This window comes from Allobranchiibius sp. GilTou38 (genome assembly GCF_017565325.1).
Lineage (GTDB): Bacteria > Actinomycetota > Actinomycetes > Actinomycetales > Dermatophilaceae > Allobranchiibius > Allobranchiibius huperziae.
Genome location: NZ_JAGEKN010000007.1, coordinates 284,416 through 304,141, shown reverse-complemented (window position 1 = coordinate 304,141; position 19,726 = coordinate 284,416). Strand labels below are relative to the sequence as shown.

Below are 19,726 nucleotides of genomic sequence, written 5' to 3'. Positions count from 1 at the left end.
CTGCCATGTCGTCCGAACGCCATCGGCGCGTCAGCCGCTGCATCAGGCCCCGGTCTGATGGATTCAGGCGTCGAGGCTGGCCAGGAGATCCAGCACGTGGCGGACACTGCGGTCGCGCGCGTCGCGGTCGCCGTCGGTGACCCCGAGATCGGTGAAGAGGTGCCCGCTGCCGGGGACCACCACGTCCTCGAAGGATGCTCCCGAGGCGCGTACGGCGGCGCCGAGGGCGACCACGTCGCTCTCCTTTATGATCGGGTCGGACGCGTACCGGTGCACCTGCACCGGCATCCCCGGCCAGTCGCCGCGCACCGGCCCGACCGCGTGCAGCAGGATCGTCGCGCGCGCCGCCGGACGGGCGGCACTCAGATGCTGCGCGAATGCCGCGCCGAGCGAGAACCCGGCCAGCACGGCATCGTCCGGCAGGTCGCCCAGCTGGTCCGTCACCCGCGCGAGCAACGTTCTGCCGCCCACCTCTTCGCGATAGGCGATGCCTTCGGCCTGGACGTTGAAGACGTGTCCGTCGTAGAAGTCCGGGGTCCGTACGACGTGTCCGCCGGCGCGCAACAGGTCGGCGTACTCCCCGACGGCGGGGCGCAGCCCGAGAGCGGAGTGGAGCAGCAGGATCTCGGCCATCGGGCCACCCTCTCATCGGTGGGTCGAGAGATCGGGTGACCGGGCCGGATGAGACGCGTCCGGACGCACAGGACGGAGGCCCCGGCATACCGGAGCCCCCGTCTGATGCGATCGACCGATCGCAGGTCGTGCTACTTCAGCAGTGCTGCCAGGAACGCCTTGGTCGACGTCGGCACACCGAACCCGGTCAGGTTGTCGTATCCCGTGTCCGAGGTCAGCGTCTGGTCCTCGAGGTTCTGGGAGTTGACGCTCACCGTGGTCAGTGCCTGGTAGATCGCACCCGTCGTCTTGTTGACGAAGTTGGCCTTCAGCTCGAAGCCGTGCGTGAGCTGGTTGCCCGCGATGTCGGTGAGGCCGGCGTGGCCCGCACCGTAGATCTTCGGGTTCAGGAAGCCCAGTCGCTTCCCGGCCAGCGCGAGGGTGCCGGCGGTCCACGGCGAGGACCAGCTGGTCCCGCCGATCTTGCTGAGGGTGAAGTCACCCGAAGCCGTCGATCCGTCGTGGTACCCGATCAGGTATCCGGTGTAGGGGTCGGCCGCGCCGGCCAGGTCGGGGTAGACCCGGTGCGGGTCGACTCCGGCGAAGCGGGTCGGGACCACGCCCTGCTGGTAGTAGGGCTGCGCGTGGTAGTTGCTCGTGCCACCGCCACCGCCGTACCGGTAGGTCCACGAACCCCAGGTGTCGTTGGACAGGATGCTGCGCTCGGTGTTCCAGCCCTGCTCCCAGCCGACCTTCGAACCGGAGACGTTGGACGTGCCGAGCGACGTTCCGCCGACGGCCGTGACCCACGGGTTGGCGGCCGGGTAGTCCGGACTCGGCGGGGTCACCTTCTGGTTGCCATTCGTGTTGTCGCCCTCGTCGCCGGAGGAGAAGAGCACCGGGATGCCCTGCGCCGCGGCCTGCATGAAGACCGAGCTGTACGCGTCGTTCGTCGCCGCGTCGTTGGTCTCGCTGCCACCCCAGGAGTCGGTGATGACGTCGACCTTGTTGCCGTCCACCAGGGCGTGCAGCGCGGTGAGGAGCGAGTCGTCCAGTGGCGCGGCCGCCGCCGAGTAGACGATGTTGGCGTCCGGGGCGGCGCCGTGGATCGACTGCACATCCAGAGCCTGCTCGACGTTGACGCCGCCGGAGTCGGTGTTGTCGCAGTAGTCGGAGTTGTAGCCGCCCGCCGGTGCCAGCACCTGGTACTGGCTGGACTTCAGCTTCTGGTAGCCGAGGTCACCCGCCCAGGTGTTGGTGTCGTTGAAGATCCGCGGGTCGTTGCACCACAGCGTGATGCCGACCTTCATGCCCTTGCCGGTGGACTTCACCTTGTTGATGCCACGTGCGGCCTGCATCTGCTGCGGGGTGTAGCCGCACATCGAGCCGGGGAGCTTCTTGTTCAGTGGAGCCTTGCCCGCCGGGATGTAGGGCAGCGTGTACTGCCCGTAGTACGCGGAGCAGGCGTCACTGGTGCCGGACTTCGCGGAGGTCGTGGCACCCAACGACTTGAGGTTGGGGGTCGCCTTCTTGGACGTGGTATCCGGGCGCACGTTGGTGGTGTGCAGCAGTCGCGACTGGTCCAGGCCGACGACGCCCGCGATCGACCCGGCGAGGTTCGCGGGGACGGTGACGGAGGTCGCCGGCGCGGTGAAGGTGCGCGCGCCGGTCTTGTACGAGTGGATCTTGGTCGCGAAGGCCTTCTGCACCGCGGAGGTGGAACCGCTCACCGTGATGAACGTGCGGGTCGGGGACACCTTGCCGGGCTTGAGGCCCTGGCTGCGCAGCCACGCCGTCACCTGGGCGACCTCCGCGGAGGTCGCGGAGTACCGCGCGGCGTACTGGCCGGGGGTGATGAACTTGCGGTACGACGCGCTCGAGGGGTCGGAGACCGCGCGTACGAACGACTGCAGTCCAGCCGCGTTGCGCGGTTGCAGTGTGACGATGAATGTCGAAGCGGCGCTCGCGCTGGGCGAGCCGATCACCTTGCCCGGTGAGGCGACGGAACGGGCGACGACCTTGCGTGCTGCGGACGGCTGGGCGGCCGCGGAGGTCGGGATCACGCTGGTGGCGGCGCCGGCGGCGAGTGCCACCGCCCCCGCTACGGTGAGTGCCTTTTTCATGTGGATCCTTCCGGAAACATGCTCGCGGACCCTGTTTGAGCCGACGCGAGAGGATGGTTCACCTTGGACACACGTGCACAGGAACCGCAACGGGTAGACAGAAGATTGACTGGATATTTACCCTTGATCCGCAATTTCTGCTGTGAATCAGTCGGATTCGCGACGCGGGGGCGTATCAGCCGAATAGGATCGCCGCTTCGTCCCACCGCTCGCGCGGGACGGTCTTCAACACCGTGGTCGCCGCGTGCAGGTCGACATGCACGATCGATTCTCCGGACAGCGACACCATCGACCCCCACCGCTCGGCGATGACGGCGTCGATCGCAGCCGCCCCGAACCGCGTTGCGAGCACCCGGTCGTACGCAGTCGGCACCCCACCGCGCTGCAGGTGGCCGAGGCGTGCCGTGCGTGTCTCGATGCCGGTCTGCTCCTCGATCATCGGGGCGATCGTCTCCCCGATGCCGCCGAGGCGCGGCCGGCCGAAGGCGTCCAGTCCCCGCGGCGCGGTCGCACGCTCCTCGCCGGCCGGGATGAATCCTTCCGCGACCACGACGACCGGTGCGCGACCTCGGGATTGGGCGCTGCGCACCCACTCGCACACCTGGTCCAGCGACACCGGGATCTCCGGGATCAGTACCGCGTGGGCCCCGGACGCGAGCCCGGCGTGCAGTGCGATCCATCCCACGTGCCGGCCCATCACCTCGACCACCATGCAGCGGTGGTGCGACTCCGCGGTCGTGCGCAGCCGGTCGATCGACTCGGTCGCGATCGCCACGGCGGTGTCGAAGCCGAAGGTGTAGTCGGTGGCGGACAGGTCGTTGTCGATGGTCTTGGGGACGCCGACGACCGGGAGCCCGTCGTCGGACAGGCGACGCGCGGCGGTCAGGGTGCCCTCGCCGCCGATCGCGATCAACGCGTTCATGGAGTGTCGCTGCATGACCTCGCGCACCCGCTCGGACCCGCCGTGCTCGAACGGGTTGGTGCGCGAGGTGCCGAGGATGGTGCCGCCCTGGCGGGACAGGCCGCGTACGTCGTGGCGCGGCAGGTCGGCGACATCGTCCTCGACGATGCCCCGCCATCCGTCCCGGACGCCGACGAACCTCTCCTGGTAGATGCGATCGCCCTTGATGACCGCACCGCGGATCACTGCGTTGAGGCCGGGGCAGTCGCCGCCGCTGGTCAGGATGCCGATGGTCACGGACTCACTGCTCGTTTCTGGTGAGGGCACGTACGGGCGTGACGACGGGCCGCGGCTCGTCGTCGTTCTCAGAGGGTCATCGGATCGTGCCAAACCGTTTCGCCGCAAGTTACTCCAAGGTAAGGTCGCGCTGACGGCCCCCAGGCGAGGAGTGACGATGACCAGCACCATCTCGTATTCGCGCACCGGATCCGGTGAACCCATCGTGCTGATCCACGGCATCGGGCACCGCCGGGAGGCGTGGAATCGGGTGCCCGAACTGCTGGCGTCCGACTTCGACGTGATCAACATCGACCTTCCCGGGCACGGCAGGTCGCCCGCTCCGGGCAAGCCGGCGGGCTACACGATCACGAGCTACGCCGATCAGGTCGAGGAACTGCTGCGGGAACTGGCGGTGACTCAGCCGCACGTGGCCGGCAACTCCCTGGGCGGGATCCTGGCACTGGAGCTGGCGGCACGCGGCAGCGTGCAGAGCTGCGCGGCGTTCTCGCCCGCCGGGTTCTGGTCCAAGGCGGAGCTCGGACTCCTCGCGGTGAATCTGCTCGCGCTGAAGGTGTCGTCCTACGCGCCCGGTCCGGTCATCGAGGCCGTCTGCGGCAACGAGCGGCTGCGGGCGATCTCGATGCGCTCGCTCTACGTGCACCCGGAGCACCTCAGCACCGAGGAGGCGATCGGCGACACGTACAACCTGCGCCGGGCGAAGGGGTTCTGGCCCTGCTTCATCCGAGGGATCGGTTTGTCCTACAAGCAGATTCCGCTCGTGCCGAGCACTATCGCGTGGGGTGAGAAGGACCGGCTGCTGCTTCCACGGCAGGCCGGCCGCGCCGCGCGAAAGCTGCCCAGCGTCACCCACGTGCCGTTGCCGGACTGTGGCCACGTGCCGATGGTCGACCACCCCGAGCTGATCGCGAGCGTCATCCGCGAGACCACCGCACGGGTAGGCGTACGGCAATTGTCGTCCGTCCCGGGCTGAGCCCGGCCGCGGCTCGTACGACGGGCATGTGCGAGGTCGCACGTGCTCGGCCGGGCGGCGTGGAATGCTGACGGCATGGCCACCACGGACGATCCCGTAACCCTGCTCATCCTCGGCGCCAGCGGCGACCTGACCCAGCGACTGCTGCTGCCCGGACTCGGGAGTCTGCTGCACATCGAGCCGGACCGGAAGGTCGAACTCTTCGGAGTCGGCCGCACCGGGCTGGACGACGCCGAGTGGCACCGTCGGATCCGGACGGCGTTCCAGGAGACCGGTGTCACCAAGCGGCGTACCGACCAGGTCGTGAAGTCGGCTCGCTGGCTGACCGCTGACGCGACGCAGGGCGATCACCTCAAGTGGTTGCTTGAACAATGCTCCGATGGGCCGGTCGTCATCTACTTCGCGCTGCCGCCGGCCGTGTCGATCAAGATCTGCGCGCTGTTGGAGAAGCTGGACGTGCCGGCGGACCTGCGGCTCGCGCTGGAGAAGCCGTTCGGCGAGGACGAGAAGAGCGCGCGGGCGCTCAACGCGCAGCTGCACCGGGTGGTGGCGGAGGACCAGATCTTCCGCATCGACCACTTCATGGGCACCGCGACCGTGCTGAACCTCGTGGGTCTGCGGTTCGCCAACCGGGTGATGGGCCCGATCTGGAGCTCCGAGCACATCGAGCGTGTGGAGATCCTCTACGACGAGGCACTGGCACTGGAGGGCCGCGCGGGCTACTACGACACCGCGGGCGCGTTGCGCGACATGTTGCAGAGCCACCTGTTGCAGGTGATGTCCATCTTCGCGATGGAGCCCATCGCCCAACTGCACCCGCAGGAGCTGGCCGACCTCAAGGCGCAGGTGCTGCGTGCCACTCACCTGTGGCAGGACTCGCCCAAGCGCGCCACGCGACGCGCCCGCTACACCGCCGGCACCCTGGACGGCAAGAAGATCCCGTCGTACGTCGACGAGGACGGAGTGGATCCCAAGAACGGCACCGAGACCCTCGCCCAGGTCAAGCTCGAGGTGCGCAACAGCCGGTGGGCCGGTGTGCCCATCACGCTGCGCAGCGGCAAGGCGCTCGGCGCTGCCCGCAAGCAGATCGTCTGCTACTTCCGTCCTGTGGATCACGTCCCCGAGGGGTTCAACGGGGACGCGCAGGCGGACAGGCTGGTGATCAACCTCAAGCCCGGTGCGGTCTCCCTGGAACTGACGATGAACGCCGAGGGCGATCCGCTCGGTTTGGAGCAGAAGGTGCTGAACGCCGACCTGACGGCCGCCCGCATGCAGGCGTACGGAGAGGTGTTGCGCGACATCCTCGACGGCAACCCGTTGCTCTCCGTCCGCGCCGACGCAGCCGAGTTGGGTTGGCACATCATGGATCCCGTCCTCAAGGCGTGGGCGAAGGACCGGGTGCCGCTGGAGGACTACGCCGCCGGCTCCGCCGGTCCGGAGAACTGGCTGCCCTCGGACTCGGTCATCGGCTGAGGCGCATCAGCTGCGGGCCGACGTTCGGCCGAAGAATCACGTTCCCGGCCGGGGCGAGTCCTCGACGCCACCGGTTCGCGGGTCAGCGCAGGTACGAGGCGCCGTTGAAGTCGACGATCGCGCCCGAGGCCCATTCAGCGCCCGGCTCGGCCAGCGTCATGACCGCAGCCGCGACCTCTTGTGGGGTGGCCACCCGGCCGAAGGGACTCTGGGCGCGTACGGCATCGCCCTGCGGTCCATCGAGCACGGCTGCTCCCATGTCGGTGGCGATGAATCCGGGTGCGATGCCGACGCACCCGATCCCGTGGGGTGCCAACGCGACGGCGAGCGACTGGGTCATCGCATGCACCCCGGCCTTGCTCGCGCCGTAGGCCGGCACCTGCGGCTCACCCCGGTAGGCACCCCGCGACCCGACCGTGACGATGCGCCCCCTGGGCAGGTCGTGAGCGGGATCGACCTCCATCATGTGTCGCGCCACGAGATAGGTGACGTTGGCCGTGCCCAGCAGGTTGACGTCGGTCGTGCGGCGCCATCCCTGCACCCAGTCCTCGTATGACGAGTGTTCGACGCTCAGGTCCAGTCGCCTGCCCTGCGTGGACGGGTCCTCGGCGAACAGCGCGGCATTGTTCACCAGCACATCGATCCGCCCGAGAGCTGCGGCGGCCTCCCCGACCAGTCGCTCGACCTGCTGCGGGTCGGCCAGGTCGCCCTGCACCACGGTGTGCCCGTCGCCTTCGAGTCCGGCGGCCACGGCCTCGGCCTCGGCGCGTGAGGAGCGGTAGTGCACGGCGACTCGGTCGCCACACACGGACGCGAAGACGCGCGCCACCTCGGCGCCGACCCCGCGCGATGCTCCGGTGACCAGGACGCCGCGGCGGGGCGGTGTGGACGGTTCAGAATTCGTCATACCGGCCATCCTGCCGCCCGTGCACGCGGCCCCCGCGACACGCCCGGTCGCCGCCGCATCTCATGGTTCACGTGGAACGGACCAGATCTTGTCGGCCGATCCCTGCTCGAGGCGCTCGCGATATGCCTGGATCTTGCCGTTGATCATCTCCAGGTCCATCGACAACTGGGCTTGCTGAGCCAGCACGCGCTCGCGCTGTGCCTCGAGCAGGTGCAGACGGTCGGCCTCGTTGCCCGGCCCGGCACGCACGAGGTCGACGTAGCGGCGGATGAGGTCCGTCGACATGCCGAGGCTCCGCAGCTTCCTGCACGTGTGGATCCACTCGAGTTCAGCGCCTCCGTACCGCCGCGTCCCGCCGCTGGTGCGCATCGGCGTCGTCGGCATCATTCCGGAGCGCTCGTAGTAGCGCAGGGTGTGCACGCTGACGCCGCTGAGGCGGGCGGCCTCAGCGATGGACACCCCGTCGTCCGGCCTCGCGGTGGGGGAATCGAGGTCTTGCCGAGGCTGACTGCCCATGTTCATCCCGTCCGCGTGCCGACTCGTGCTCGAGGCACCGTCGACCGCTCGTGCGAGGTCAGCTCTTGACTTAGAGCGCGCTCTAGATTTTAGCGTGATGGATACGCGATGAGACCCGGTTCCGGTGCTCTGACATCGCAGGCCACCGACAGCGTGGTCAGGCCCTCACGGAAGAGGAACAGTCGTGAGTTCAATGCGCGCGATCGTCGTCGACCCCGATCTCAGGCAGCGGCTCGGCGTTGCCGAGGTCGACCGGCCCGAACCGGGCCCGCACCAAGCTCTGGTTCAGGTCGAAGCGACCTCGCTGAACCGCGGTGACCTGCTCGCCGCGCAGGTCGCCGAGGCCGGCTGGCGGCCCGGGCACGACCTCGCGGGAACGGTGATCGCCGCGGCCGCGGACGGCACCGGGCCCACGGCGGGCAGCCGCGTCGTCGGTCTGCTCGACTCCGGAGCATGGGCCGAGCAGGTAGCCATCGCCACCGATCGACTGGCCGAGTTGCCCGACGCAGTGTCCTTCGCACAGGCATCGACGTTGCCGACCGCCGGACTCACCGCCCACCGGGCGGTGGAGAGGGGTGGATCGCTCCTGGGCAAGCGGGTGCTGATCACCGGTTCGACCGGCGGTGTCGGCCTGTTCGCCCATCAACTCGCCACGAGCAGCGGCGCGTTCGTCGTCGGAACCTCCCGGCAGCCGCGCCACGAGACCGTCGTCCGGGATCTCGGTGCTGACGAGGTCGTCGTGGGTGACGACCTCTCCGCTGCACGTGCGTTCGGCCCCTACGACCTCATCGTGGAGTCGCTGGGTGGGGCTGCGCTCGCGGACGCCATGGGGATGCTGGTGCCCGGCGGCACGTGCGTCTCCTTCGGCTGGTCGGTGTCTGCGCACGTCGAACTGGACCTGCAGGAGTTCCTGGCTGTCGGCGGCGGCACTCTCTACGGCCTGCGGATGTACAACGAGCTGCTGATCCGACCTGCCAGCGAGGACCTGCGGCTGCTCGCCGAGCTGGTCGCCGACCGGCGACTGCGCATCCCGATCGAGGCCGAAGGCAGCTGGGAGGACATCGGCGACATCGCGCACGGCCTGATGAACCGGACGTTCACCGGCAAGGCTGTGCTGCACCTGCACCGCTGATCGGGCCACCACGCGACCGAGAAGGTGGATGAGTGCATCCGTTCCCTGGTGCCGGTGAGGGATGGTTGATCGCCTGCATCCCGGCGCGGTGCGCTGCGTCAGGAACCGCCTAGGCTTTCCGATGGTGGTGTGTCCCGACGGGCAGAGGAGACGCGATGAAGCTGTTGCTCACATCGTGCGGAATCACCAATGCGAGCCTCCGCAACGCCTTGGTGGACCTGTTGGGCAAGCCGATCTCCGAGTGCAGCGCACTCCTCATTCCCACGGCCGCATACAGCTTCCCTGACGGTCCGGACCTGGCTTTGAGGCTGATCGACGGAACCGCCACGAGTCCCTTGTCCGGGTTGGGGTGGAAGTCGCTGGGGGTACTCGAGCTCAGCGTGTTGCCGACCGTCCGATCGGAGAACTGGGTCCCGCGGCTGCGCGAGACCGACGCCCTGCTGGTCGGCGGCGGCGATCCGATGTTCCTCTGCAGGTGGATGCGTCGATCCGGGCTGGCAGACCTCCTGCCGTCGCTCGACAGCGTCTACGTGGGCGTGAGCGGTGGAAGCGTCGCCGTCGGCGCGGTCGGGGACGACTACGACGGCCGTGACGAGCCTGTCGGGGTCGCTGAGGCAATCGGACTGGTCCAGTTCGCGATCTACCCGCACCTCGACCACCCGGATATGCCCGATGCCGCCCTCGCAGAGATCGAGCGGTGGGCCGGCCGGCTGTCGTCTCCGACCTACGCCATCGACGACCAGACAGCTATAAGAGTCGTCGACGGCGCCGTCGAGGTGATCTCAGAGGGTCGATGGGAGCTGGTAGGGGCTTGACCGAAGCGCGGCTCACGTGCTCACTCCGACGTAGCGGGTCTGATGTCACGTGCGGTGAGGTGGATCGGCCAGAAGCACAGCGCGAGTACCGCCAGGACCAGGCCGCTGTTGGGGTCGGTGCCCTGTCCTGTCGCGATCCCACCGAAGTCTTGGGCGACCACCCAGATGCCCATCGACAGCAGGATCGCCAGGGCTACACCGGCTCGGGCCAGGGCGGGGGGAGCAAGGACCCTGAGCGCGATCAGAACGCAACATGCCGCAAGGATGATCGAGATCCCCGTGTCGTGCCCGATAGCGGAACGCGCGGCCCATGCGTCGATGTCGGCGATCCAGTGGGGTTCGCCGTCGCTCAGTCCCGCAAGCAGGTCGTGGACGGCGCCCGGGGCACGGTCGGCAGGAAGGAGCGCCTCGACGGCGAAACCGAGCCAAAGGAGCAGCCAGACCCCGGTCGCGGCCGCGCGGAGTGGGCTGCTCGTAGCGACGCTGATCGGTGGCCGCCGGCTGTGCACCGCAGGGTGGGTCGGCGGCCACAGGAGGGCCGCGATCACGGCGTAGAGCACGACGGCGCCGGGTAGACCGACCAGGGGCGACACCGGCCCGGTCAGGATCCCGCCGAGGCCTTCGCCGAGCCACCAGACCAGCAGCGCCCACACGATCGAGGCGGACAATGCCGGCTTGACCGTGCGGTGCCAGAACAGACCCAGCGCGATGAGCAGTTGGACGGTGGCGAACACGGCGTTCAGCACCACGATGTGATGGGCCATGAGGGTGGCTGACCACTCGACCGGGCTATGGACCCAACCTGGGTTGCCCTCGGCGGTGGGTCGGATCACCTCGCGAGGGAACGCACCGGTGAACATGTACGGCTGGTACTGCAGTGCGGCATCCAACAGCCACAACGACCCCAGAGCCCAGAGCAATATCCTGCGCCATCGCACCAGCGGGAGCCGCCACGACATGTCGGTGGCCGCCTCGCCGCCGTCCGATGTCGCGGCGCCCGCCGGCGGGGTGACCGAAGACTTCTGAACACGCATCAGCAACCTCCTGCGCGTCGCCACGTGGCGCCGCCACGCACGGTGTTCGGAACCGAGGGCGCATCGGACGTGGGGGTGATGGTTCCGGTGAACGGGACGGTCTCCGCAGCGCGCGGATCGCGCCACCGAGCATGCGTCACCGGGACCGCAATCCGGTGGCGGTGGTGACAGACGTCTGGTTCCCTGTCCCGGTGACCGACCTGCACACCGAGCGCCTCATCCTGCATCCCGTCGACACCGCCGAAGCAGAACGCATCGTCGCGGGTCGACCGGACCCTGAGGAGTCCTGGGCGGGGGACTTCCCCTTCGACGGCGACGTCATCGGCGCCACTATGTTCCTGCGCGCCACCGCCGCGCATGGTGACCAACGGCCCTTCGGTCACTACGTGGTCATTCGAGTCTCGGACGGGCAGGCGATCGGCGGCGCCGGTTTCAAGGGACGGCCTGAGAACGGTTGCGGCGAGATCGGATACGGCCTCGCGCCCTCTGCCCGAGGACACGGCTATGCGGCCGAAGCCGCTCGGTCTCTCGTTGCCCTCGCGCGCGAGCACGGGCTCACGCGTGTCGTCGCCGATACGGACAAGGCCAACGTCGCTTCGCGGCGAACGCTCGAGCACGCAGGGTTCACGCGGATCGGCGCCGACGGCGACCTCCATCTCTTCGAGGTCGTCCTCTGACCAGGCGGCGCGCGTAGGAGCCGTGGCCCAGCCTGCTGCTTCCCTGCTCGCCGTCGGCGCCGACTCAGATCACGGAAGCATCCACGACAGCACGCTCGTGGACTGCAGATAGACGAGCAGGCACATGAAGAGCAGGAAGCCGACCGTCCACCCGAGGATCCTGCGCAGGATGACACCCTCCTGTCCGGCCAGGCCCACCGATGCGGCGGCGATGGCCAGGTTCTGCGGAGAGATCATCTTGCCCAGGACGCCGCCCGAACTGTTAGCTGCCGCCATCAGGGTCGGTGACAGGTGCGCCTGTTGCGCGGCGGAGACCTGCAGCGTGCCGAAGAGGGCGTTGGAGGAGGTGTCGGATCCGGTGACCGCGACGCCGAGCCACCCGAGGATGGGCGCCAGGAGGGCGAACACCCCGCCGGCGCCGGCCATCCACCGGCCGATCGTGATGGTCTGCCCGGACAGGTTCATCACGTAGGCGAGGGCCAGCACGCCGGCGACGGTCAGGATCGCCCATTTGAGCTGATCCAGGGTCTTGAGGTAGTCACGCGCTGCCGCCGCGGGCCTCACCCCGAGCACGATCATCGTGAGCAGCCCGGAGATCAGCAGCAGCGTGCCGGCGGCGGGGAGCCAGGCGAAGGCGAACGTGACGGCGGACGGGGTCTTCCCGGCCGGTGTCCGGATGTGCAACCCGGGCCAGGCGAACGTGGTGGCGCCCTTGGCCAGCAACTTCGTGACGAACCCGATCTGGGCGACCGCGAAGACGACGATGATGATCAGGTACGGCGCGTACGCCCGGAAGATGTCGCCGCGGGAATCGGACGCCGTCCCATCCGGCATGCCGGCCGCATCCGATCCTCCGTCCGGCCCACCCGCGGCAGCAGATGCGGTCTGGCGTGCCCCCGAGGTCGTGGATGACCGGTCCGCACCGGCACCTCGGCCGCCGCCCAACTCCACCGCATGCGCAGACGCCGTCGCCGCCGCGAGATGGGTCTGCACGTCCTCCTCGCTCATGCCGTCTGCAGCGAGCACCTCACGCGGCTGCCACACGCGCACGAGCAGTACGACAGCCATCGCCGAGCCGAGCGACGCGACGATGTCGGTGAGCGGGATCGAGATGTAGTTGGAGCAGAGGAACTGCAGCAGCCCGAAGATGGCACCGCCGAGGAGAGCGACCGGCCAGGTCTGCTTGAGTCCGCGCCTGCCATCGACCATGAAGACCAGGGCCAAGGGGACGAAGATCGCCAGCACCGGGGTCTGACGCCCGACGACGGAGGCCAGGTCCTGCTCGGGCAGGTTGCTGATCTTCGCGAGCGTGGTGATCGGCACGGCGATCGCACCGAAGGCGACCGGAGCGGTGTTCGCCACCAGGGCCACCGTCGCCGCCTTGAGCTTGGAGAAGCCGAGCGCGAGCAGCATGACCGATGTGATGGCGACGGGGGTGCCGAAACCGGCGAGCGCCTCCAGCAGGGCGCCGAAGCAGAACGCGATGAGGATCGCCTGGATCCGCTGGTCCGGGGACACGGTGGCGAAGGAACGCCGCAGCACGTCGAAGTGCCCCGTCGTCACCGACATCGTGTAGACCCAGATCGCGTTGACCACGATCCACATGATCGGGAAGAGGCCGAACGCGGCGCCCTCCCCGGCCGCGGAGAACGTCTGCCCCACGGGCATCGAGTACACGGCGATGGCAACGACGATGGACACGGCCAGGGCGATCAGGGCGGCCCACTGGGCGGGCAGCTTGAACACGGCGAGCAGCACGAACACCGTGAGCAGCGGCAGCGCCGCGAAGATCGCTGACAGGCCGAGGGAGTGATGGACGGGATCGAAGATCTGGTCGTACAAGGTGGACACCTCCGGGTGCGGGGAACCAGACGGGACGAGCGACGGCGTACCGGTGAGTCCGGCGGTCCTAGGGCGCCAGGGGGTTGATCCCGCGAATGGAGAAATCCACGAGTTGGACGGGGTGGTAGAGCTTGACGGCGGGGTCGAGGTATCGCCGGATCTGCAACAAGCACCCGGGATTCGCGGTGGCGATCATGTCCGGCTCGACGCTGACGATGTTCGCTACCTTGCGGCGGCCCAGCTCCTCGGCGGGTTCGGGTTGTACGAGGTTGTAGATCCCTGCGGACCCGCAGCACAGGTCCGTCTCGGGGATGTTGAGGACCTGCAGTTGCGGGATCGTGCCGAGCACGGCGCGTGGCTGCGACCGGATCTGCTGGGCGTGGGAGAGGTGGCACGCGTCGTGGTAGGCGACGCGGCCCGGGATCGGGTGACGGGCCGCGACCGAGCCCAGCTCGTCCAACAGCTCGTTGATGTCCCGGACCTTGGCGGAGAAGCGCGCGGCCTTCTCGGCGTACTGCGGGTCGTCGCGCAACAACGCGCCGTAGTCCTTCATGGTCGAGCCGCAGCCGGCCACGTTGACCACGATGCTGTCGATCTCGAGAGCAAGGAACCGGTCGATCAGCGCGCGGGCACGCTCGAGGGCTTCTGGCTCCCGTCCCGCGTGCACCGAGAGGGCACCGCAGCACGTCTGGTCCGCCGGCGCGAGGACGTCGCAGCCTTCCGCTGCGAGCACGCGTGCGGTGGCGGCGTTCACCTCGGAGAAGAACACCTGCTGAGCGCACCCGGTGAGCATCGCCACCCGATGACGCGTCGCACCGACCGCTGGGGTGTGCTCGTCGAGGCGGGTCCGGATGTCCCGCAGAGCCATCGGCGGCAACAGCGCCTCGAGGGCCCGCAGCCGGCCGGGTAATTTCTCCAGGAGCCCCGACCTGTGCAGTGGCTTGCGCAGGGAGCGTTGATACAGGGTGCCGAGCACCGCGGCGGCTCGCAGCCGGTTCGGGTAGGGGAAGAGGGAGAAGATCGCGGCGCGGAACAGCCGGTCGCTGCGGTCGCGGGAGTAGTTGCGCTCGATCTGAGGCCGCACCGCCTCCAACAGCTGGTCGTACTTCACCCCGCTCGGGCACGCGCTGACGCACGCCATACAGCCCAGGCACGCGTCGAAGTGGCCGGTGAAGGTCTCGTCCATCTCCACGGTGCCCTCGCGGCCTGCCTTCATCAGGTAGATGCGACCGCGCGGGGAGTCCATCTCCTCCCCCCACAAGGTGTACGTCGGACAGGCAGGAAGGCAGAACCCGCAGTGCACGCAGTCCGAGATCATCGCGTCGGTGGGCGGATGGAAGGCGTCGAAGACTCCCGTGTCCCCATGGTCCTCGACCTGCAGAGCGGTGTCGGGCTGCTGGTGCGCTGCCGCAGGCGCGGTGTCGTGCGACGACGTTGTCTGGTCGCTCATGCCGTGGGTCCGTTCGGGCCGGGTGTGGGTGTTCGTACCGCCGGGGTGGCGGGCGCAGGACACGGTTCAGTACCAGCCACGGAACCGCCCGGGTGCGCATCGTTCGAGTGGGTCGAACTGCAGTTTGACCGCGCGCAGCAGCGCCGCGGAGGACGGTGGCGTGCCGAACGGGGCGAGCCGGTCGGCGACCGCAGCGGGTCGAGATCGCAGTGAGCAGCTGCCGCTCAGGGTTTCGACGCTGTCGCGCCACCGCCGTGCGACGTCGGCCTGTGCTCTCGCGGAGCCGCGCAGGACCGCGGTGTGCAGCCCGAGCCCGGTGCTGCTCGCGACCGAGGCGGACACCCCGTGTTCGTCGGCGATCGCATGCAGCGATTCGATGAGCTGCGGCGATGTGTCGGGCAACGCCCCGGCCCGTACGACGGTGTCGTCCGGTCCGCCGGTCGCGGCTTCGGCCACTGCCGCCCATCGTCGGTCGGCCTCGTCCTGGTCCAGGACGTGCGGCGAAAGACCCTCGTCGGTCAGGAGTTTCGCCACCCGGGCCGACCCCGCCGCCGTACCGTCGGCGCTGCCGTCGACCCGGACGAGCAGCATCGGGTCCTCGTCGGGAACGGCACGATCGAGCCACTCCACAGCGGTGGGCTCCACGCCGGAACGCCTCAGTGCCGCTGCGGCCACAGTGGCCTGGTGTGCGGTGGCGCTCGCCAGCACCGTCGCGCTCGACGCGGGCAGGGGATGCAGCCGCACGATGACCTCACCGATGAGTCCGAGGCTTCCGAGAGAGCCGTAGAACAACTTGGTGAGGTCGTATCCGGCGACGTTCTTGATGACGTGACTGCCGCTGTGCGCGATGGTCCCGTCGGCCAACAGCAGGGTCGTGCCGATGGCGAGGTCGCGCATCGTCCCGAACCGCAGCCGACGCGGTCCGGCATCGCCGGTCGCGAGCAGCCCGCCGATGGTCGCGCCGTGTCGTTCGGTGGCCGGGTCCAGGGCCAGCCACTGGCCTTCCTCCGCCAGCTGGGTCTGCAAGGTCTGCAGCGGCATGCCGGCGCCGACCGCGGCTGTCATCTCCCCGGGGTGGTGGCTGATGAGGACGTTCAGGTGGTCGGTGCTGATCTGGAGGTCCGTCGGATCTGGGATCCCACCCCATTGCGCCTTGGTGCCGCCGCCGGTGAACAACACTGTGTGACCGTCGGATTCGCTCTTGCGCAGGACTCTGCTGGCTTCCTCCAGGTCGTGGGGCGCGATCTTCTGAGCCGTTTCACTCACCGGCGGTCACCCTCGTCCGATGACGCCGGCGGCTTCCAACGGATGCGGGCGGTAGGGCCCCGGCAACTCGCCGCACAGCCGAGGAGTGGGAAAGATCTTGCCCGGATTACAGATGCCGTCGGGATCGAACGCCTGGCGCACCCGCTTCATCACGGCCAGATCGTCGGGGGTGAACATCTTCATCATCGAGCAGGCCTTGTCCGCGCCGATTCCGTGCTCGCCGCTGATCGAACCTCCGGTGCGGACGCACAGTTCGACGATCGCGGTCGCAAGGTGCTCCGCCTCGTCGGCCTCACCCTCGTGGCGTGCGTCGTACAGCACCAACGGGTGCAGGTTGCCGTCGCCGGCGTGGAAGACGTTGGCCACCCGCAGTCCGGCCTCGTCGGCCATCTCGGCGATCTGGGTCAGGACCGGACCCAGCTTGCTGCGCGGGATGACCCCGTCCTGGACGAAGTAGTCCGGGCTGATCCGGCCCATCGCCGCGAACGCCGCTTTGCGGCCCTTCCAGATCAGCGCGCGTTCGTCGGCGCTCTCGGGCACCCGGATGTGCGTCGCGCCGTTGGAGTCACACACCCGTCGGGCCGTGTCGAAGTCGGTTTCGCACTCGGTGTCGAAACCGTCCAGCTCGACGACCAGGGCCGCAGCTGCGTCACGCGAGAAACCGGCACCGGTGGCTTCCTCGCACGCCTGAATCGCCAGGTTGTCCAGCATCTCCACGGCGGCCGGGATGACACCGGCGGCGACCAGGTCGCCCACGGCGTGACCGGCCTGCTCGACCGAGGCGAAGTCGGCGACCAGCGTGCGCACCGACTCGGGGCGCTGCAGCAACCGGACCGTGACCTCGGTGACGATGCCCATCGTGCCCTCCGAGCCGACGATCACCCCGAGGAGGTCAGGCCCGATGGAGTCCGCGTTGTCGCCGCCGAGGTGCACGATGCTGCCGTCGGGGGTCACGAACGTCACCGCCAGCACGTGATTGGAGGTGAATCCGTACTTGGGACAGTGCGCGCCGCCGCTGTTCTCGGCGACGTTGCCTCCGACGGTGCAGACGATCTGACTCGACGGGTCGGGAGCGAAGTAGAGCCCGTACGGGGATGCGAGCACCGAGATGCCTGCGTTGGTGACGCCGGGCTGCACCGTCATCCGCGCGTTGCCGGGGTCGATTCCGATGACCTCGCGCATCCGGGACAGCCCGATCACGATGCCGTCACTCACCGGGAGCGCTCCTCCGGACAGCCCTGTCCCGGCGCCGCGGGCGACGAACGGCACGCCATGCTGCGCGCACAGCGTCACGGCCGCGGCGACCTCCTGAGTGGAGCGCGGCAGAACGACCATGGCGGGGATCGTGCGGTAGCCGGTCAGGCCGTCACATTCGTACGTACGGAGTTCGCCGGGATCGGTGATCACACCCGACTCCCCGATGGCGGCCACGAGTTGCGACCGCAGGGCGCCGGCGACCTGCCGCGACGGCTGTGTCTGAGCGGTGACACTCATCGAGCGCTCCTCGAATGCTCTCCGCCGCACGGAGAGTCTTTGCCGGAAGGCGAATGCTGTGCGGTGACCTGGATCACACCGACACTTTCACAGAAGACCGCCGCGGGTGAAGAACGAAGCCGCAAGAGCAGACTCGAGCGCGTGAGGCTCGAGTCAGCCGACGTAGATCATCGGAGCGACAGCCGGGTCCTCGCAGGGAAGGTCGACGAACCCGTACGTCTCGCAGAACTCGGCGGTCAGATAGCTGTTGGCGTTCAGGTCCAGCACGGCGGTCTTGCCCTGCCGTTGGATGTAGCAGCACGACTGCTTCAACAGGTGCCGGGCGATCCCGTAGTCGTGGGCCTGCGGCTTGATGAGGAATCTGCCGATGGCCAGTAGTGCGCCGGCCGGTCGTCCGGCGCACACGGCCAGGGCAGAGGTGGACGACGCCTCGGTGGGGCGGTAGAGCTGCATGTGCCCCACGACGTTCGTCGTCGGCGCGACGTGCACCGGCGCCATATCGTAGACCCACGCGAGCTCGACGGTGTCCCGCTCCAACCAGGCCCTGGGATCCGTCCCCGACATCGAACTCGGGGCAACGTCCAGGGCCGCGGCGATCTCGCACGGCAGGTCGAGGTCCTGCTGACGTCTCTCGCGGATCATCAGCAGCAACGTACGCCGGCCGGCAGCCCAGATCGCCTCACCGAACGGAGACCCTCGGACTGCCGGCGACGTGTGGCAGGCGGGCTTATCGGATCGTTGCGTCCGCCTGGTCGAGCAGGCCCTGCAACTCGGCACGGTCAGCGCGCTTGGGCTTGTCGAAGTCGCCGCCCTCCGCGTAGGCACCGGCGTACGCGGGCTGGTCACGCTGGAAGCGCCAGCTGTCGGCGAGGCTGCCGGTGTCGAAGACGTCGTACCCGATCGCGTCGATGAAGTCGGAGACCGTCCGCTTGGCGGCGGCGTCGTCCCCGGCGATCATCAGCGTGTTGCGGTCGGCAGCACCGCGAGGGCGCTGCATCGAACCGAGGTGCCCGAAGAAGATGTTGTTGAAGGCCTTCACGACCTTCGCCGACGCCAGGTGCTGCTGGACGAGCCCGCTGGTCGTGGTCTGTTTCTCATCGAGGGCTGCGATCGCACCGTCGCGCTCGGGGTAGTAGTTGCAGGTGTCGATGACGACCTTGCCGGCCAGGGCCTGCGCGGGCACCTGCTCGATCTTGCCGAGCGGGATGGTGACGACGACGATGTCGCCGGCTGCTGCGGCTTCCGACGAGGTCGCGGCGCGGGCCTTGGGCCCGAGACTCTGCACCAGATCGGCCAGCGTCTCAGGGCCACGCGAGTTGGACACGACGACGTCGTAGCCGGCGTCGACTGCCAGGTGGGCGACGGTGCCGCCGATGTTGCCGCTTCCGATGAATCCGATGGTGGTCATGAAGGCGGCAAGCTCCACCGGAAGGTGAATATTCCCGGGCCTGGTCATCCCCGGCGGGCTGCTGCACGGGCGGTGGCTGCGGGCGGCCGCGCAGGGCAGGCGAGGATGAGGTGGTGCCGCAACCACGCCTGATCGAGACCGCTGCCCCTCAGGACCCCGCGGGGCTGGTGCTCGTGCTCCACGGCGGTGCCGCGCGGCGCGGCGAGGTCGCGGTCAGCCCGACGCAGCTCTCCGTCGTTCGGATGATCCCCATCGCGGCGCGGGTGGCTCGCGAGAGCTCCGGCCGCCTGGCCGTCTTCCGCCTGCTGAACTCGTCCCGGGGCTGGGACACCCAGCACACTCCCGTGCAGGACGTGCAATGGGCGCTGGAACAGCTGCGCCAGCGATTCGGGGAGCAGCTCCCGATCTGCCTGATCGGACACTCCCTCGGTGGCCGCGCGGCATTGCTGTCGGCGGACGCGGACGGCGTACGCAGCATCGTCGCGCTCGCGCCCTGGGTCTACCCGAACGACGCCCACGGCCTCGACGCCTCCGGGCGCCAGATCCTCTTCGTGCACGGCTCCCGCGACCGGGTGGCCAAGCCGTCGAGTTCGGCGGCCGTCGCCGCCACCATGGCGCGTACGGCGGAGATCGGCTACGTGACCATCACCGGCGGCAAGCACGCGATGCTGCGCCACGGAAGCGAATTCGAGCGGCTGGCAGCGGATTTCACGCTGGCGACGCTGCTCGGGACATCGCCGAGCGGGACGGTCGGCCGCGTGCTTGCCGGCGAGACCGCCATCCGGATCTGACGCCCGCCCGAAGGT

At 68.8% G+C, this 19,726-nt stretch carries 18 protein-coding genes; 6 read left to right on the top strand and 12 right to left on the bottom strand.

Annotated features, from left to right (window positions below):
* Window positions 1-63: 63 nt before the first annotated feature.
* From JOB34_RS10720 to JOB34_RS10710, 3 genes are all read right to left on the bottom strand, one after another.
* Window positions 64-633, bottom strand: a complete 570-nt coding sequence (locus JOB34_RS10720; RefSeq protein WP_208052708.1) for a dienelactone hydrolase family protein — start codon at window positions 631-633, stop codon at window positions 64-66.
* A gap of 131 nt (window positions 634-764) precedes the next feature.
* Complete coding sequence (locus JOB34_RS10715) at window positions 765-2,735, bottom strand: S53 family peptidase (protein WP_208052707.1); 1,971 nt, start codon at window positions 2,733-2,735, stop codon at window positions 765-767.
* 175 nt (window positions 2,736-2,910) lie between these two features.
* Window positions 2,911-3,933, bottom strand: coding sequence for an ATP-dependent 6-phosphofructokinase (locus JOB34_RS10710; RefSeq protein WP_208052706.1), 1,023 nt, complete (start codon window positions 3,931-3,933; stop codon window positions 2,911-2,913).
* Window positions 3,934-4,090: 157 nt separating this feature from the next.
* Here JOB34_RS10710 and JOB34_RS10705 point away from each other — a divergent pair, with 157 nt between their 5' ends.
* Both JOB34_RS10705 and JOB34_RS10700 read left to right on the top strand, forming a co-directional pair.
* The gene (locus JOB34_RS10705) at window positions 4,091-4,906 is read left to right on the top strand and encodes an alpha/beta hydrolase (protein WP_208052705.1); all 816 of its coding nucleotides are present in this window, start codon (window positions 4,091-4,093) and stop codon (window positions 4,904-4,906) included.
* Between the two features lie 75 nt (window positions 4,907-4,981).
* Window positions 4,982-6,379, top strand: a complete 1,398-nt coding sequence (locus JOB34_RS10700; protein WP_208052704.1) for a glucose-6-phosphate dehydrogenase — start codon at window positions 4,982-4,984, stop codon at window positions 6,377-6,379.
* An 82-nt stretch (window positions 6,380-6,461) separates the two neighbouring features.
* Here the strand turns inward: JOB34_RS10700 and JOB34_RS10695 are convergent, their stop codons facing one another.
* Window positions 6,462-7,286 carry an SDR family oxidoreductase gene (locus tag JOB34_RS10695; protein WP_208052703.1) on the bottom strand — a complete coding sequence of 275 codons (825 nt, stop codon included), beginning with the start codon at window positions 7,284-7,286 and terminating at the stop codon, window positions 6,462-6,464.
* 60 nt (window positions 7,287-7,346) lie between these two features.
* On the bottom strand, window positions 7,347-7,745 hold the full coding sequence (locus tag JOB34_RS10690) for a MerR family transcriptional regulator (protein WP_347813828.1): 399 nt from the start codon (window positions 7,743-7,745) through the stop codon (window positions 7,347-7,349).
* A gap of 250 nt (window positions 7,746-7,995) precedes the next feature.
* On the opposite strand from JOB34_RS10690, the gene JOB34_RS10685 reads away from it, so the two are divergent.
* Window positions 7,996-8,934, top strand: coding sequence for a zinc-binding dehydrogenase (locus tag JOB34_RS10685; protein ID WP_243757985.1), 939 nt, complete (start codon window positions 7,996-7,998; stop codon window positions 8,932-8,934).
* A gap of 155 nt (window positions 8,935-9,089) precedes the next feature.
* Complete coding sequence (locus JOB34_RS10680; protein WP_208052700.1) at window positions 9,090-9,749, top strand: Type 1 glutamine amidotransferase-like domain-containing protein; 660 nt, start codon at window positions 9,090-9,092, stop codon at window positions 9,747-9,749.
* Between the two features lie 20 nt (window positions 9,750-9,769).
* On the opposite strand, the gene JOB34_RS10675 is transcribed toward JOB34_RS10680, so the two are convergent.
* Entirely contained in the window at window positions 9,770-10,783 is a 1,014-nt protein-coding gene (locus tag JOB34_RS10675; protein ID WP_208052699.1) for a hypothetical protein, read from the bottom strand.
* A gap of 164 nt (window positions 10,784-10,947) precedes the next feature.
* Here JOB34_RS10675 and JOB34_RS10670 point away from each other — a divergent pair, with 164 nt between their 5' ends.
* Window positions 10,948-11,460: a GNAT family N-acetyltransferase gene (locus JOB34_RS10670; RefSeq protein WP_208052698.1), complete on the top strand. Its 513-nt coding sequence runs from the start codon at window positions 10,948-10,950 to the stop codon at window positions 11,458-11,460.
* Window positions 11,461-11,529: 69 nt separating this feature from the next.
* On the opposite strand, the gene JOB34_RS10665 is transcribed toward JOB34_RS10670, so the two are convergent.
* From JOB34_RS10665 to JOB34_RS10640, 6 genes are all read right to left on the bottom strand, one after another.
* Entirely contained in the window at window positions 11,530-13,311 is a 1,782-nt protein-coding gene (locus JOB34_RS10665; RefSeq protein ID WP_347813827.1) for an L-lactate permease, read from the bottom strand.
* A gap of 58 nt (window positions 13,312-13,369) precedes the next feature.
* A complete protein-coding gene (locus JOB34_RS10660) occupies window positions 13,370-14,752 on the bottom strand; it encodes a heterodisulfide reductase-related iron-sulfur binding cluster (protein WP_208052696.1) in 1,383 nt (460 codons plus the stop codon).
* Between the two features lie 66 nt (window positions 14,753-14,818).
* A complete protein-coding gene (locus JOB34_RS10655) occupies window positions 14,819-16,018 on the bottom strand; it encodes an FAD-binding oxidoreductase (RefSeq protein ID WP_208052695.1) in 1,200 nt (399 codons plus the stop codon).
* A 6-nt stretch (window positions 16,019-16,024) separates the two neighbouring features.
* The gene (locus tag JOB34_RS10650; RefSeq protein ID WP_208052694.1) at window positions 16,025-17,512 is read right to left on the bottom strand and encodes an FAD-linked oxidase C-terminal domain-containing protein; all 1,488 of its coding nucleotides are present in this window, start codon (window positions 17,510-17,512) and stop codon (window positions 16,025-16,027) included.
* Window positions 17,513-17,665: 153 nt separating this feature from the next.
* Window positions 17,666-18,154, bottom strand: a complete 489-nt coding sequence (locus JOB34_RS10645) for a GNAT family N-acetyltransferase (RefSeq protein WP_208052693.1) — start codon at window positions 18,152-18,154, stop codon at window positions 17,666-17,668.
* Window positions 18,155-18,239: 85 nt separating this feature from the next.
* Complete coding sequence (locus JOB34_RS10640; RefSeq protein WP_208052692.1) at window positions 18,240-18,920, bottom strand: NAD(P)-binding domain-containing protein; 681 nt, start codon at window positions 18,918-18,920, stop codon at window positions 18,240-18,242.
* A gap of 113 nt (window positions 18,921-19,033) precedes the next feature.
* Here JOB34_RS10640 and JOB34_RS10635 point away from each other — a divergent pair, with 113 nt between their 5' ends.
* Window positions 19,034-19,711: an alpha/beta fold hydrolase gene (locus JOB34_RS10635; RefSeq protein ID WP_208052691.1), complete on the top strand. Its 678-nt coding sequence runs from the start codon at window positions 19,034-19,036 to the stop codon at window positions 19,709-19,711.
* The last annotated feature ends 15 nt before the right edge of the window (window positions 19,712-19,726 follow it).